General features: G+C 70.3%; 12 protein-coding genes. 10 read left to right on the top strand and 2 right to left on the bottom strand.

Features of this window, described 5'->3' with window-relative positions:
- Positions 1-9 precede the first annotated feature (9 nt).
- A complete protein-coding gene (locus ACZ6QQ_RS23930) occupies positions 10-1,437 on the bottom strand; it encodes an aminotransferase class V-fold PLP-dependent enzyme (protein WP_465879203.1) in 1,428 nt (475 codons plus the stop codon).
- Positions 1,421-3,160 (bottom strand): ATP-binding cassette domain-containing protein, encoded by a 1,740-nt coding sequence (locus tag ACZ6QQ_RS23925; protein WP_465879201.1) that lies wholly within the window; start codon positions 3,158-3,160, stop codon positions 1,421-1,423. The genes ACZ6QQ_RS23930 and ACZ6QQ_RS23925 overlap by 17 nt, the downstream gene beginning before the upstream one ends.
- A gap of 193 nt (positions 3,161-3,353) precedes the next feature.
- Here ACZ6QQ_RS23925 and ACZ6QQ_RS23920 point away from each other — a divergent pair, with 193 nt between their 5' ends.
- The 10 genes from ACZ6QQ_RS23920 (at position 3,354) to ACZ6QQ_RS23875 (ending at position 14,845) form a co-directional block, all read left to right on the top strand.
- The gene (locus ACZ6QQ_RS23920; protein ID WP_465879199.1) at positions 3,354-4,523 is read left to right on the top strand and encodes a DUF371 domain-containing protein; all 1,170 of its coding nucleotides are present in this window, start codon (positions 3,354-3,356) and stop codon (positions 4,521-4,523) included.
- A gap of 12 nt (positions 4,524-4,535) precedes the next feature.
- Entirely contained in the window at positions 4,536-5,195 is a 660-nt protein-coding gene (locus ACZ6QQ_RS23915) for a hypothetical protein (protein WP_465879196.1), read from the top strand.
- Between the two features lie 321 nt (positions 5,196-5,516).
- A complete protein-coding gene (locus tag ACZ6QQ_RS23910) occupies positions 5,517-6,599 on the top strand; it encodes an LCP family protein (protein ID WP_465879194.1) in 1,083 nt (360 codons plus the stop codon).
- 213 nt (positions 6,600-6,812) lie between these two features.
- On the top strand, positions 6,813-8,081 hold the full coding sequence (locus ACZ6QQ_RS23905; RefSeq protein WP_465879190.1) for a lipopolysaccharide biosynthesis protein: 1,269 nt from the start codon (positions 6,813-6,815) through the stop codon (positions 8,079-8,081).
- A 1-nt stretch (position 8,082) separates the two neighbouring features.
- Positions 8,083-8,925, top strand: a complete 843-nt coding sequence (locus tag ACZ6QQ_RS23900; protein ID WP_465879188.1) for a glycosyltransferase — start codon at positions 8,083-8,085, stop codon at positions 8,923-8,925.
- The gene (locus ACZ6QQ_RS23895; RefSeq protein WP_465879186.1) at positions 8,922-10,004 is read left to right on the top strand and encodes a glycosyltransferase family 4 protein; all 1,083 of its coding nucleotides are present in this window, start codon (positions 8,922-8,924) and stop codon (positions 10,002-10,004) included. Before ACZ6QQ_RS23900 ends, ACZ6QQ_RS23895 begins: the two co-directional genes overlap by 4 nt.
- The gene (locus ACZ6QQ_RS23890; RefSeq protein ID WP_465879185.1) at positions 10,004-10,924 is read left to right on the top strand and encodes a glycosyltransferase family 2 protein; all 921 of its coding nucleotides are present in this window, start codon (positions 10,004-10,006) and stop codon (positions 10,922-10,924) included. Before ACZ6QQ_RS23895 ends, ACZ6QQ_RS23890 begins: the two co-directional genes overlap by 1 nt.
- Positions 10,921-11,754 (top strand): glycosyltransferase family 2 protein, encoded by an 834-nt coding sequence (locus tag ACZ6QQ_RS23885; RefSeq protein ID WP_465879183.1) that lies wholly within the window; start codon positions 10,921-10,923, stop codon positions 11,752-11,754. The genes ACZ6QQ_RS23890 and ACZ6QQ_RS23885 overlap by 4 nt, the downstream gene beginning before the upstream one ends.
- 54 nt (positions 11,755-11,808) lie before the next feature.
- Positions 11,809-12,762 (top strand): Dyp-type peroxidase, encoded by a 954-nt coding sequence (locus ACZ6QQ_RS23880; protein WP_465879182.1) that lies wholly within the window; start codon positions 11,809-11,811, stop codon positions 12,760-12,762.
- Between the two features lie 259 nt (positions 12,763-13,021).
- On the top strand, positions 13,022-14,845 hold the full coding sequence (locus tag ACZ6QQ_RS23875; protein WP_465879180.1) for an adenylyl cyclase: 1,824 nt from the start codon (positions 13,022-13,024) through the stop codon (positions 14,843-14,845).
- Positions 14,846-14,945: the final 100 nt, after the last annotated feature.

The following is a 14,945-nucleotide window of genomic DNA, read 5'->3' as shown; positions in this document are numbered from 1 at the left end:
ACCACCGGCTCAACAGCGCAGTCGTGGGGGCAGGGCGACCTCGGGGCGGGCCCGGTCGAGGTAGGTCGACTCGGCGAAGCTGAGGAACCGGTGGGCGTCGGCGGCGTTGGACGCCAGCCCGAACGAGACCCGGATCGCGCCACCGGTCGGTACGCGCAGCACGTCGAGGTACTCGTCCACGGTTTTCGGGTTGTGCAACAGGGCCCGGCCCAGGCGCCACTTCGTGATCCCGAACGCGCCCTCGCCCGCGCCCGGGTTGCAGAAGCAGCCCGTACGCAGAGAGAGGCCGGCGGCGGTCGACTCGGCCGCGACCAGTCGCTCGTCGACCAGGGTGCCGTCGGGGTGGAGGAAGTTGAACGAGATGGTGCCGCCCCGGCGGTCGTTGGTCGCCGGGCCGTAGACCCGGACCAGGGGCTCACCGTTGCGGTGCCGTAGCTCGGTGAGGTTGTCGAGCAGCCAGCCGGTCAGCGCGCCGACCCGGGCATGGATCACGTCGATCCCGATCGACTCGATCCAGTGCAGGCCGAACTCGACGTCGGGGATGCCGAGGAAGTTGAGCGTGCCGTCCTCGAAGGCGGACTCGTCGTCCATCGACTCGTACCAGTCGCCCTGGACGCTGACCGCCCGGATGGTGCCGCCGGCGAACCATGGCCGGCGCAGTCGGGCCAGGGCGTCGCGGCGGGCGACCAGTGCGCCGATCCCGGTCGGGTAGCCGAAGAGTTTGTACCAGCTCAGGCAGACGAACTCGGGTTGGACCGCGCTCAGGTCCAGCCGGTTGGTCGGTACGAACGCGGCGGCGTCGAGCAGGACGTCGTACCCGTGCCGCTGGGCCTGCCCGACCCACTCCAGCGGATGCTGCACCCCGCTGAAGTTGCTCTGCGCCGGAAAGGCGAACAGTCCCCGCCGATTATTGCGCCGGGTCAGTGCCCGTTCTACATCGGACCATTCGACTCTCAGGTCGGCGCCGCGTAGGGGCACGTACCGGCAGGTCGCGCTGGCGGTGCGGGCGTACTCGCGGATGCCGTTGACCGAGTTGTGGTTGTCGGCGGTGAGCACGAGCGGCACCCCCCGCCCGAACCGGTACGCCTCGCCGACCAGCCGACAGGCGCCGCTGGCGTTCGGGGTGAAGACGACCGCGTACCGGGCCGGGTCGGCGTTGAAGTAGTCGAGGATCGCCCGTCGGGCCGATTCGACCAGTGCACCCGCGGCCACCGAGGTCGGGTTCTCCGAGTGCGGGTTGCTGTACAGACCCGAGGTCAACCGCTGGTGGTGGGCATCGATCTGGGCCCGTGCGGGCACACCCGCACCGGCGTAGTCGAGGTAGACCTGGCCGTCGCGGTCGAGGTGGGCGTACTCGTCGCCGCGCAGTTCGTCGATCCGACCGGTGCCGGCGTACACCGGATTGTCGGCGGTCAGCGGGTCAGGCCGCCGCGCCACGGGAGTCCCTCCGGGCCAGGACGGTCCACGCGGCGCCGAGGAAGGCGAGCAGGAACCCGCCGAGGATCACCCAGTTCACCCAGACCGGTCGGGCGAAGCTGTCGCCGTAACTGGCGAGCAGCGGCGGCCCGAGCGGGGAGGCGCCGTCGCGCCAGATTCGTTCCACCTCGGCGGTGTGGCCGAGTCCCTCGAACGCCCACCGGTTGGACATGGCGTAGCTGAGCCACTGCCCGCCGACGGCCATCTCCGGCACCGGCAGGATCGCGCCGACGAACAGCACCTGCGGGAAGCAGAGCATCGGCAGCAGCAGGGTCGCCTGGGCGGCGTCGGCCACCGACGCGGAGCAGAGCAGGCCGAGGGCGAGCGCGCCGGCCGAGGAGAGGAGCAGGGTGAGGTAGAGGGCGGCGAACGCGGCGCCGCCGGCCGCCGGCAGCCGGTCGATGCCGCGCAGCACCCCGAGCAGGGCCAGGTCGACCAAGGCGAGCAGCGGCAGCAGCACCGCGACCTTCGCCAACAGGTACGGTCCGACGCGTACGCCGGCCAGTCGTTCCCGCCGGACGATCGGCAGCTCGGTGCAGATCTGGAGCAGCCCGTAGGTGAGCCCGAAGAAGAAACCGCCGAACGCGATCCAGAACAGGATCATCACCGTCACGTTCGGGCTCGGGTCGGTCGGGTCGAACGCTCCGGGCCGGAACAGCAGCGCGAACATGCCGAGCACCATCAGCGGTGAGCCGAGCAGGATGGCCAGGGTCAGCCGGTTCCGGCCGACGATCTCCAGGTTGCGGCCGGTCAGTACGGCCCACTGGCGCAGTGGGCCGACCCGCCGACGCGACCCGCCGGGCGTACCCGGTCTGCCGGCTGGCGGTGTCGTCGGCGCCGTGGGTTCGACGGCGGCCGGCTCCGGGTCGCGCCGCTCGGGCCGGGCGGCGAACCGGTCGGGCCACGCGTCGGGCTCCGGTTCCTCGTCCAGTCGCAGGTAGACCTCGGCGAGCGTGCCCACCCCGAAGAACTCCCGCGCCGCCGCCGGGTTGCCGACGAAGGCCAGTGTCCCCTGCCGGGTCAGTACGACCACCCGGTCGCAGAACTCCACGTCGGTGACCTGGTGCGTGGTCAGCACGACCGTGGCCGCCGAGTCGGCCAGCCCGCGCAGTACGCGCAGCAGGTCGACGGCGATCGCCGGGTCGAGCCCGGAGGTCGGCTCGTCCAGGAAGAACACCCCGGGTCGGGTCAGCAGTTCCACCGCGATGCTGGCCCGTTTGCGCTCGCCGCCGCTGAGCCGCCCGACCGGCACCCCGGCCCGTTCGGTCAACCCCAGTTCGGCCATCACCTCGTGCACCCGGCGGGTGAGCGCGGCCGGTTCGGTTTGCGGTGCCAGCCGGAGCCGGGCGGCGTACCGCAGGGTCCGTTCCAGCGGCAGTTCGCGGTGGATGATGTCGTCCTGCGGCACGTAGCCGACGGCGGTCGGTGCACCGGTCGGGTCGGCGGCTTCGTTGTGCCGGCGGTCCACTGTGCCCGTACTCGGTGGTCGGATCCCGGCCAGCGTTTCCAGCAGCGTGGTCTTGCCGGAGCCGCTGGCGCCGATGATCGCGACGAGTTCGCCGGGTTCGATGGTGAGCGAGACGTCGCGCAGGGTCTGCCGACCTCCGCGGACGGTCTGGCCCAGCCGGGACGCGGTGACGCGTACCCCGGCGGGTGGTGCCGTGGTGACTTCGGAGGGGATCATGTTCGTCGATTTCTGCGAGGCTGTTCGTTCACGGGTGTGACGAATATGGCACGTCATTCACATTTCGTCAGCGCTCATTCCAGTCGGATATCGGCGCCCCGCGCGGCAACGCCGCCGGTCGTGGATCGGGCAGGGGATATCGTTTGGCGTTGGCTCGCCCCGCGTCGGGCGGCATTCGAGGAGGAGCTGGCTGGTGGCGAGGACGAGGCGCCGAGCGCTGGTACGCGGCCACGGCCACCCCCGGATCCGGGCGACCCACGCCAAGACGCTGGAGTTCACCCACGATGCCGAGGTGACCGAGCGGGCCACCTGCGTGGTCGGGGTCGCCGCCGAGCTGGATCCGAGCGAGCTCGGCCTGCTGCGCGGCCGGGTGCGCTTCACCGTCGAGGCCGCCGGGCACGAGGCGAGCGGCGAGGCGACGATCAACCCCGACCATGCCGTACGCGACGGGCTGGTGCTGCGGCGCAGCCACCACACCGATCCCGGCACGCTGGCCGTGGCGGCGACGCTGACCGCCGAGGACCTCGACCGCGAGTTGGCCGCCGCGCTCACCGACCCGGCGACGGTGGTGACCCTGACCCTGGTCGAGGTGGCCCCTCCCGCGCCGTTGTTCCTGCTCCGGCCGACCGGGGCGGCCGTGGCCGCCGGCCGGCTCGACCTGCTCTGGCGGCACGCCGACGCGGTGGTCGACCTCGTCGGGGGCCGTGAGCCGGTGACGGCGGGGGCGGTCGTCGAGCGGGCCGGGATCGTCGCGGTGACCCTGCCCGGTCCGGCGGACCCCCTCTCCACCGGTGCGCTCGGGTGGCTGGCCGCCGCCGGCACCGGCGCCCGGTTCGCGCTGTTGAACGCGGTGGGCGGCCCGACCGAGGCACTGTTCGCCGCCGGCCTGCCGCCGACCCCGGCGCTCTCGCTGGGCCGGGTCGACCGGCGGGCGGTACGTCGGCCGGAGGTCGAGGTGGCGCTGCGTTCCGCCCTGGCACCGACCGTGCTGGCACTGCCGTCCGACGAGGTCGACGCGGTGCTCGAACACGTGGTCGCGGCGACCCCCGAGCGGCGGGTGGCCGTACCGGACGGGCAGCCGGACGTCGGCACGGCGATGCGCTGGACCACGGCCGGGCGCGCCGGAGCCGCCGTACGCCGGCTCGGTGTGCCGGAGGTCACCATCGTGCTGGCGGCGTCGCCGGTCACCGACCAGCCGGTGGACCTCGACGCACTGGTCCGGGCGCTGGCCACCGCCGGGGTGTCGCCGCGCACGCTGAGTGAGGCGCTGGCACCGTTCGGGCTGACCCGGCGTCGGGTGTACGACGCGCTGGGCCCGGACCGGTCCGCCGGCGGTCCGGGCGGTGTGCCCGTACGCACCTGACAGAATCGCCGGATGCAGGTCGTACAGGGCAAGCGCCTGGTCACGCCCGACGGCGAGGTGCTCGACTCCCTCCGGGCCGCAGCCGCTCGGGTGATCGTCGACGTCGGTACGGGTGACGCGCGTACCGCGTACCGGCTTGCCCGGGCCCAGCCGGACTGGCTGGTGATCGGGGTCGACCCGGCCTGGCAGCGGATGTCGCCGACCAGCGTGCGCGCGAGCCGCAAGCCGGCCAAGGGCGGTGCGCCGAACCTGCTCCTGGTCAACTCCGCGATCGAGTCGGTCCCGACCGACCTGCACGGAATCGCCGACGAGGTGTCGGTGCTGATGCCCTGGGGCAAGCTGCTGCGCGGCATCGTCCAGGGTGACGCGGACGTCTGCGCCGGCCTGCGGTCGGTGGCCCGGCCCGGGGCCACGCTCGACGTCACCGTCGGCACCAGCATCTGGCGGGACCCGGTGCCGTTGGAGATCCGCGAGCTGCCCGAACTCACCCCCGAGTACGTCGACACCGTGCTCGCCGAGCGGCTGGCCGGTTGCGGCTGGGAGGTGTCCGGAGCAGAGGTGATCAGCGGTGCCGCGATGGACCGGATGAGTTCCTCGTGGGCGCGTCGGCTCGGTTCCAGCAACCCGGAGGTCGTGATTCACGTACGGGCGACGGCCGGGTCACCGGGCTGAGGGGGAGCGTTTCGGTTTCGTACGGTCGCACACCAGGTGCGTCACGTCACCCGTCGATGGGTGGAGGGTGGAAAGTACGCCGACCAGGTGGGGGAGGGCAGCCGGCCCGCGGCCGTTCCCCACCTGGCGGTTGGCTGGTCGCATCGCCCGTGGACTGTGTATTCGTCCCATCCACAGGTTGGTGTTCATCGATGGATTCGGATTCGCACAGTGTCGTCGGGGTGGCATTGCGTGAACGGGTGGTCGGGTACCCGTCAGCGACCGTGTGATGAGCCGACCGAGGGTACGCGTCCTGTGCCCCGAGTCAGTAGCATCGGTGCCATGCCACGCCGTACACCGCTTGCGGAGCGCGACTCGACACAGGTCATCGACATGTCCGGGGGAGGACGGGAGAAGACCAAGAAGGCCCCCTCCAAGCATCGACGGGCAAAGAAGGCCATCCTCATCACGGCGCTGGTTTTCGCGCTGCTCGGTGGTGGCGGTGCCATGGCCGCGGGGCTCTACCTGCGTTCGCTGGAGTCGGGTATCGCCCGGGTCGACGCCTTCGACGAGGTGCCGGAGGAGTCGCGGCCGGACAAGGTGGCCGACGGTGCGATGAACATTCTCCTGCTGGGCAGTGACACCCGTGACCCCAGCAGCGAATCCGGAGCGCGTACCGACACGATCATTCTTGCCCACCTGACCGCGGACCGGTCGAGCGCCCAGTTGGTCTCGATCCCACGGGACACCTGGGTGCACGTGCCGGCGTCCAAGGACGGCCGGCACGGCAACAGGGAAGCGAAAATCAACGCCTCCTTTGCCTGGGGCGGTATTCCGCTGATGGTGCAGACGGTCGAGTCGTTCACCGGCGTCCGCGTCGACCATGTCGCGGTCATCGACTTCGCCGGGTTCAAGGACATTGTCGACGCGCTCGACGGAGTCAAGGTCAACGTCGAGAAGAGCTTCACCACCGTCTATTCGCTGAGCCCGAGCGGACGGCGGACGTTCACGAAGGGGTTGCAGACCCTGGACGGCGCCGCCGCCCTGGACTACGCCCGTGAGCGGCACGCCTTTGCCGACGGGGACCTGGCCCGGATCCGGCACCAGCAGGATGTCATCAAGGCGATCCTGGACAAGGCCGCCTCCGGTGGGCTGCTCACCAACCCGGCGAAGCTCAACAGCTTCGTCAAGGCCTCCTCGGACACGGTGAAGGTGGACGACACGCTCTCCCTCACCGACATGGCGATGAGCCTGCGTCATCTGCGCAGCAGCAATCTGACGTTCATGACGAGCCCCACCGAGGGCACCGGCACGCGGGGCAACGAGAGCGTGGTGGTGGCGGATACCGCGAAGGCGAAACTTCTCTACGATGCCATGCGCCGTGACGCCGTTCCCGAGATCCTGGCCGCCGGAGTCGCGAAGTAGCGTTACGTCACCCCGACAATCCGTACGGTGGTGCATTTCGAGAGTTTCGTCGCCGGTGGCCCGGGCCGCTAGCAGTGACCGAGTGAACGTGCTCGGGGGCCGGTTGCGGGGCCCCGCGTGGTCGGGTACAAAGTGCGAGCGACATTGGCCACAACTACGCCGTAGCCCAGGTTTCGAAACAGTTTCGTCGCGCTTCTGATAGGGGAGGACCCGGTGGGGGGCGTTACCCTGCTCAAGAGGCGCCGAGGCGGCACGGCCGGAAACGGCGAGCCGGGCGGAGAAACGCGGGAACCGCGACGCCGCCTGCGGTTGCTCTCTCCCGAACGCCTCTACATCGGCGCCCTCGGCCTCACCGGGCTCGCGGCGGTGGTGTCGGTCACGCTGCCGGCGGCGGAGCGGGGCGAACTCGCCGCCAACATGGTCAGCGCCACCCTCGGTGCCGCCATCGGCGGACTCTCCCTGGACACGTTCCTGCTGTCCCGGCCGGCTGGTTGGGTTTTCTCCCGAGGCCGTCTCTGGGTGTTCGCGATCCTCGCCGTCTCGGTGCTCCTGTCCGGCGTGGCCGCCGGGATACTCACCGCGATTGCCGGAATCGGCAGTTACGTGATCGGCATCGGGGCCGCCGCCGGCCTGACGGTTTTCAACACCGTGTCGTCGCTCGCCCTGCGGCAGAAACGGTTCTGGCTGGTCTATTCGATGCGCGCGGTCAGCGGCGTGATCCTGGTCGGCGGGTACGCGATCCTCTATGCCCGCGGGGATCTCGACGGTGGTCTGTGGAGTATGGTCTGGCTCGCGGTTCAGTGGCTCGGCGCCGTTGCGGTCTGCGGTGTCGTACTACGCCTGCTGTGGCGTGCCGGCCCGATGCCGGCGGCGACTGCCACCGGTTCGGACTACCGCGCTGACGTGGTCGCGGTGGGCAAGCTTCACATAGGGGTCTTCGCGCAGATGCTGACGCTCCGGCTCAACCAGATCCTGGTGGCCAGATTCGCCGGAGCCGGACCGCTCGGTGTGTACGCCCTGGCCGTTGCCGCGCTCGAGTTCGCGCAGGCCGGTTCCGTGGTACGGGCCCAGCAGATCCTCGCCGAGCGGGGCAACGAGAACGGGCCGGACCGGACCCGGGCGGTGGTCAAGGCGGCGTTGCCGATCGCGTTGGCGGCCGTTGTCGGGCTCGCGGTGCTGGGCTTCCTGAACCCGGAATACCGGCACGCCTGGATTCTCGGGCTCTGCCTGCTGCCCGGTTCGCTTGCCACGGCGGCCGGCAAGACCTGGAGTGCCATGCTGCTGAAGAAGCGGGGTGAACAGGCGACGACCGTGGTCGCCTTCATCACGCTGGCGGCGGCCATTCCCGCGTACTTCGGGATCATCCCGTGGGCGGGGCTGATCGGGGCGGCGCTCGCCTCGTCGTTTGCCTACGCCGTACATGCCTTCGCCTCACGAGCGAGCCTGCGCAAGCCGCAGCCGCCAAGTAATGGGACGGTTTGAGATGGATGTCTCGATTGTGGTCCTCGCCTGGGAGGACTTCGAACGGACCCGCGCCTGCGTTCTGTCCCTGCCGGTCGAGGCCGAGATCGTCGTCGTCGACAACGGCAGCTCCGAGGACATCCAGCGGGCACTGAGCGAGTTCTGTGCCGAACAGGGCGTCACCTACGTCCAGTCCGGCTCGAACCTCGGTTACGCCCGGGGGATGAACCTCGGCGTCCGGCACACCACCCGGTCGAACGTCATCCTGTCGAACAACGACATCCTCGTCCACGAGGATGCCGTTGCCCGACTGCTGAAGGCGCTGGAGGACCCCGAGGTGGGCGCGGCCTTCCCCGGAGTGGTCACGCCCGAGGGAGTGCAGCAGACCGAGGGCGGGCGGTTCCTGAGCATGCGGGTCGGGCTCGCCCACGCCACCGGGCTCAGCCTGGTCGTGCCGAGCCTGCGGCTGATCGCACCGCCGGAGAAGGCGGACTGGTTGACCGGGCCGTTCGTCGCCATGCGGCGGGACGCGTTCGACGCGATCGGTGGCGTCGACGAGACGTCGTTCTTCTACTCCGAGGACATGCGCCTCTGCTGGGCCGTACGCCAGCACGGGATGCGCCTCGCGTACCTGCCCGACGCGGTGATCATGCACGAGGACGACGCGACCGCGAAGCGGCGCTGGTCCGAGGAGGAGATCTCGCAGCGCCGGACCAGGGAGTTCATCCGGGCCAGCAGGAGCATGGGCGGTCGGGCGGCGTGCACCGCGTACGTCTGGGGCACGGTGCTGCGGGCGGCGATCGGCCGCAACGCGGTCCGCCGGGCGATCGCCCGGGGAGCGGTCGAGGGACTGCGCGCCCGATGAAGGTGTTGTTCGTGTGCACCACCGGTGGCTCCGGTCGCCGGCAACTCGGTGGGGCGGAACGGATCCTCACCGAAATCATCCCGGCCCACGCCCGCAGCGGCGTCGATGTCGTCGCCGCCACCACCGACGACGAGGTGGGTCACGAACTGCGCGAGGCCGGGGTGCCGTGGGTCGGGCTGAGTGCCACCAGCCGGATCGACCTGAACTACGTACGGGACCTGCGTCGCCTCGTGCACGAGGTCAAGCCGGACGTGGTCTGCGCCCACCTGCTCTCCGCCGCGATGCACTCGCGGGCCGCGTTGAGCACCGAACGCCGTACGCCGCTCGTGGTCACCCTGCACAACAGCCTGTGGCAGTACCGTGACATGGCGTTGTCGTTGAAGCGGAAGGCCGCGATCCAGTCCAACATCACCCTCGACCTGGCGATGCGCCGGCTGCGCCCGCACGCCACCGTCGCGGTCTCCGAGTTCGAGGCCGACGAGCTGCGCAACCGTGGCCACGTCACCAGGAACATCCACCTGATCCCGAACCCGCTGCCGGTCACCTGGCCCGCGCCGACGTTCGCACCCGAGCCCGCTGCCGCAGGCCGGCGGCCGGTGATCGGTTACATGGGCCGACTCGAAGAGGAGAAGGGCGTCGACCTGCTCTCCGAGGTCGCGGCCAACCTGCCGGAGGCCGACTTCAAGATCGCCGGCGCCGGTTCGGTGCCGATCGCCCCGCAGCCGAACCTCGAACTGGTCGGCCGGGTCAACGCCGCCGACTTCCTGCGCGGGATCGACTGCCTGGTGGTGCCGTCGCGGGTCGAGTCGTTCGGCCTCAGCGCCCTGGAGGCACTGTCGCTGGGCGTACCGGTGGTCCACACCGGGGCCGGCGGCCTGGCCGAGGTCACCCGGCACGCCACCGGAACCCTCGCCTTCCGCGCGGACCTCACCCCCGCCGCGCTCGCCGCGGCCATCCGCGAGGCGACCGTGGGGACACCATCGGATCGGAGACAGACGATCGCGAAATGGTACGCGGAAGAGTACGCGTTCGACCGGTGCGTGCAGCGGTGGCAGACCCTCTACCGGTCGCTCCTCTGATGGCCACGCAGACGCTGACCGTCGTCACGGTGCTCTACCGCTCCGCCGACATGCTCGCCGACACGCTGCCGACCTGGGTGCGCAGCGCTGCCGGACTGCCGGTGAACTTCGTCTTCGCCGACAACTGGCCCGAGGACGGCTGCGACAAGGTGATCGCCGAGTTGCTCGACGCCGACCGGTACACCTACCTGCCCGACTCGTCGAACCCTGGCTTCGCGGCCGGGTGCAACCGGTCCGTCGCGGCCGTGCCGGACGGGCACGTGATGCTGCTGAACCCGGACGTCTGGCTGCCCGAGGACGCACTGACCAGGATCTTCGCCGCCATCGCCGAGGACCCCGGTGCACCGGTCGCGGTCGGCCTCGCCATGCACGGCGGCGAGTACGTCGGCATCGACCTCAACCCGATCTCGCTCTTCATCGACCGGCCGATCGACGCGGCCCGCGGACCGCTGGGACCGTCGGGCGGCGCCGCCGTCTTCCCGATCGAGCTCTGGCGTCGTTTCGGTGGGCTCTACGAGCACCTGTTCGCCTGGGGCGAGGACGCCGACCTGGCGTTCCGGCTCTACGCCAGCGGTCTGCGTACCCGGGCGCTGGACCTGGTGCTGCCGCACGCCGGTGGCCACAGCGTCGAGGGCGACAGCAAGCTGCTCGGGTTCCGGGCCTTCCTGCTCGCCCGCAACAGGGTGCTGGTGGCGGCCAGGACCTTCACCCGGCCGCTGATGGTCTTCGCGATCCCGCTGATCGTGGTGGCGCACTGCGGCCTGGCCCTGCGGCGGATCCGCCAGGGCCTGCTGCGGCCGTTCCTGCGGGGGGTGTGGCGCGGCCTGCGGGAGGCGCCGGGTGCCCGCCGGCAGTGGACCGGTGCGCGGTTCGGAATCGCTTCGCTGTTGGGTTACCTGAGGGTTCGGAGAGCGGGATGACCAGACACCTCTGGAGTGTGGTGACCGTCACCTACAACTCGGCGGACGCGCTGAGGCAGTGCTGGGGCGGTGTACCCAAGCCCTACGAATGGATCGTCGTCGACAACAACTCGACTGACGACTCGGCCGAGGTCGCGCAGGAGTTGGGCGCGCGGGTCATCCGGCTGCCGGAGAACGTCGGCTTCTCCAAGGCGAACAACGTCGCCGTACGCCAGGTGACCACCGAGTACGTCCTGTTCGCCAACCCGGACCTCGAAGTGCGCCCGGACGGCCTCGACGTGCTGCGGGGCCATCTTGAGGTGCACGGTGGACTGGCCGCCCCGCAGTTGCTCTCCTCGGCCGGCACCCTGCAACCCAACGGGCGTGGTTTCCCCTACGCCACGGCCAAGCTGGGCAACCGGAAGATCTGGCCGCTGTCCCGGATGCACGCCTCGTACCGGCTGATCGCCGATCCCGGCGAGTCGATCTGGGTGGCCTGGGTGATGGGGGCCGCGGTTGCCGCCCGGACGGCGGACTTCATGCGCATCGGCGGCTGGAACGAGCGGTTCTTCCTCTACTACGAGGACCACGAGCTCGGCCTGCGCGCCTGGCGGCACGGTGAGCCGGTGGCGCTGATCGGCGACGTCCGGTGGACCCACCACTGGGCCCGCGCCACCAACTCGTTCCGGTGGTCGAAGGCGCACACCTTCGAGATCGAGAGCGCCCGGACGTTCTACGGCATGTTCCCCGAGTTCATGGTCGGCATGCCGCCGGCACCGCGCCGTCATCCCCGGGCGGCGGCCCTGATCGGGTCACCGGTGCGGGCCACGCACATTCCGACCGGGGCCTAGGCCTAGGATCCGAGCGCGCGGGCGGCCGCCCCGCGACCAGGGAAGGGAGCGCCGATGCCGCAGCCGGAACGTCCGGTCGCACCGGTCACGCCGCAGTCGGTGCTCAGCCCGCTGACCAGTTCGGCGATGTTCCTCGTCGTCACCATCGACCCCGGCGGCGAGCAGGTCGTACGGGATCTGCTCGCCGACATCGCCGGGCTGCAACGGTCGGTCGGCTCCCGGGCCGAGTCGGCCGCGCTCTCCTGCGTCACCGGCATCGGCGCGCTGGCCTGGGACCGGCTGTTCGCCGGGCCGCGTCCGGCCGGGCTGCACCCGTTCCGGGAGTTCGCGGGTTCCCGGCACCGCGCCGTGGCGACCCCCGGCGACCTGCTGTTCCACCTGCGGGCGGGGCAGCTCGACCTCTGCTTCGAACTGGCCTCGCAGATCATGAGGCGGCTGGCCGGGGCGGCGCGGGCGGTCGACGAGGTGCACGGCTTCAAGTACTTCGACGGGCGCGACCTGCTCGGCTTCGTCGACGGTACGGAGAATCCCACCGGTGCGGCCGCGCACTCGGCGGTGGTGATCGGCGACGAGGACCCGGACTTCGCCGGTGGCAGCTACGTCGTGGTGCAGAAGTACCTGCACGACCTGACGGCCTGGAACGCGCTGCCGGTCGAGGCGCAGGAGAAGGTGATCGGGCGGACCAAGCTCGACAACATCGAGCTGGACGACGAGGTCAAGCCGACGAACTCGCACGTGGCGCTGAACGTGATCGAGGACGCGGACGGCCGGCAGCGGCAGGTGCTGCGGGACAACATGGCCTTCGGATCGCCGGGACGGGGCGAGTTCGGCACCTACTACATCGCCTACTCGGCCACGCCCGAGGTGACCGAGCGGATGCTGGAGAACATGTTCGTCGGTGATCCGCCGGGCAACTACGACCGGATCCTGGACTTCTCCACGGCGGTGACCGGGAACCTCTTCTTCGTACCCTCCCTCGACTTCCTGGACGACCTGCCCGACCGGTAGCCGGTGCGGGCACGGCGCGGCAGATCGCCTTCGCGGCCGCCGGATATAGCGCGATTGATGGCGGCTCTGTCCGATGTGGACCTGGACCGTCGGTGAATCGGGTTGGCAAATGCGGGTGCCAGCTATAGCGCCGGGGCGATCGACGGGGTAGAAACACACCGATCCCTTCCTTCGCGGCTTGGACCGGGCCGGGTCGGCAAAGAGAGCGCTCTCTTCGCCGGTCGGTGACGACTCGCCGCCGTCCCCGATAGGCAGGTCGATGAAACCGATCCACGACCAGGGCGTACGAGCCAACGCGCGCCCGCGTACCGGTGGCACGCTGCGCCGCCTCGGCACGGTCATCTCCTCGGCCGCGTTGCTCACCGCCGGCGGCCTGGTGCCGCTCGCCGGCAGCGCGTCCGCACACTGGGGCGGACGCCCCGATTTCGGACCGAACGTATTCATCTACGACCCGTCGACACCGGTCGCCCAGATCCAGGCCAAGTTCGACGAACTCTTCGCACAGCAGGAAGAGAACGAGATGGGTACGGACCGGTACGCCATCCTGTTCAAGCCCGGCCAGTACGACGTCAACGGCAAACTCGGCTACTACACCACCGTCGCCGGCCTCGGCCAGTCCCCGGACGACGTCGACATCCGCGGTGCCGTACGCGTCATCGGCCAGGCCGACCCCGACTCGATCGCCGGCATCTCCTCCCTGACCAACTTCTGGCGCTCGGCGGAGAACCTCTCCGTGACGCCGACCGACTGGTCCAACCAGTGGGCGGTGTCGCAGGCGTCGCCGATGCGTCGGGTGCACATCAAGGGCGTGCTCTGGCTCGAACCCGGCAACGCCGGGTACTCCAGCGGCGGCTACATCGCCGACTCCAAGGTCGACGGGGTCACCATCAACGGCTCCCAGCAGCAGTGGCTCACCCGGGACAGCCACCTCGGCGACGTCTGGACCAACGGTGTCTGGAACCAGGTCTTCTCCGGTGTCGTCGGGGCACCCGAAACCGGCTTCCCCAACCCGCCGTACACCACGCTGCCGACCAGCCCGGTCACCCGCGAGAAGCCCTACCTGTACGTCGACGCGCGCGGCGACTACCGCGTCTTCGTGCCGACCCTGCGGCACAACACCTCCGGCACCACCTGGGGTGACGGGCAGCGCGAGCAGGGCTACTCGCTGCCGATCGGCGACTTCTACATCGCCAAGCCGTCCGACAGCGAACACACCATCAACAACGCCCTCGCGCGCGGCAAGCACCTGCTGCTCACCCCCGGCGTCTACCACCTCGACCGGGCCCTGCGGGTCAAGCACAAGAACACCGTCGTACTCGGCCTCGGCATGCCGAGCCTCGCCCCCGACCGGGGCGACGCGGCACTGCGGATCGACGACGTCGACGGCGTACGGATCGCCGGGGTGCTGGTCGACGCCGGTGCGCGCGAATCCGACGTGCTGGTCGAGGTCGGTGACCGGCACAGCCGCAAGGACCACTCCCGCAACCCGATCTCGTTGCAGGACGTCTTCTTCCGCATCGGCGGCCCGTGGGTCGGCAAGGCCAAGACCAGCCTCGTCGTGAACAGCGACGACACCATCATCGACAACATCTGGGCCTGGCGCGGCGACCACGGCAACGGCATCGGCTGGTCGGAGAACACCGCCGACACCGGTGTCGTCATCAACGGCGACGACGTGACCGCGTACGGGCTCTTCGTCGAGCACTACCAGAAGTACCAGACCATCTGGAACGGCGAGGACGGCCGGACGATCTTCTACCAGAGCGAACTGCCGTACGACCCGCCGAGCCAGGCCGCCTGGACCAGCCCCACCGGCAAGGGCTACGCCTCCTACAAGGTCGGCCGGCACGTACGCGAACACGAAGCCTGGGGGCTCGGCGTCTACTCGTACTTCAACCAGGAGGTCGACATCCGCGCCGACCGGGGCATCGAGGTGCCGCAGACCCCGAAGGTCAAGTTCCACAACATGGTCACCGTCTTCCTCGACGGCAGCGGCGGAATCGAACGGACCATCAACGACGCCGGCACCCCGGTCGTCGGCTCGTACGGCACCAGCACCATCGTGAGCTACCCCGAAAGCTGACCGGGACAGCGGTCAGCACCACCGGCGGGGGGGGGGGGGGGGGCCCCCGGGGCGGGGCACCCCCCCCTCCCCCACTGGTCCTCACTAGTTGGTTCCGGCC

Source organism: Micromonospora sp. NPDC049529 (assembly GCF_055586685.1).
This window is presented reverse-complemented; position numbering and strand designations above follow the sequence as displayed.

What these genes read in the sequence shown, in the direction of transcription:
- ACZ6QQ_RS23915 (WP_465879196.1), top strand. Translation starts at nt 4,536, where the DNA reads ATGCAGGTCGTACAGGGCAAGCGCCTGGTCACGCCCGACGGCGAGGTG.
- ACZ6QQ_RS23880 (WP_465879182.1), top strand. Translation starts at nt 11,809, where the DNA reads ATGCCGCAGCCGGAACGTCCGGTCGCACCGGTCACGCCGCAGTCGGTG.
- ACZ6QQ_RS23910 (WP_465879194.1), top strand. Translation starts at nt 5,517, where the DNA reads ATGCCACGCCGTACACCGCTTGCGGAGCGCGACTCGACACAGGTCATC.
- ACZ6QQ_RS23895 (WP_465879186.1), top strand. Translation starts at nt 8,922, where the DNA reads ATGAAGGTGTTGTTCGTGTGCACCACCGGTGGCTCCGGTCGCCGGCAA.
- ACZ6QQ_RS23875 (WP_465879180.1), top strand. Translation starts at nt 13,022, where the DNA reads ATGAAACCGATCCACGACCAGGGCGTACGAGCCAACGCGCGCCCGCGT.
- ACZ6QQ_RS23885 (WP_465879183.1), top strand. Translation starts at nt 10,921, where the DNA reads ATGACCAGACACCTCTGGAGTGTGGTGACCGTCACCTACAACTCGGCG.
- ACZ6QQ_RS23900 (WP_465879188.1), top strand. Translation starts at nt 8,083, where the DNA reads ATGGATGTCTCGATTGTGGTCCTCGCCTGGGAGGACTTCGAACGGACC.
- ACZ6QQ_RS23925 (WP_465879201.1), bottom strand. Translation starts at nt 3,160, where the DNA reads ATGATCCCCTCCGAAGTCACCACGGCACCACCCGCCGGGGTACGCGTC.
- ACZ6QQ_RS23890 (WP_465879185.1), top strand. Translation starts at nt 10,004, where the DNA reads ATGGCCACGCAGACGCTGACCGTCGTCACGGTGCTCTACCGCTCCGCC.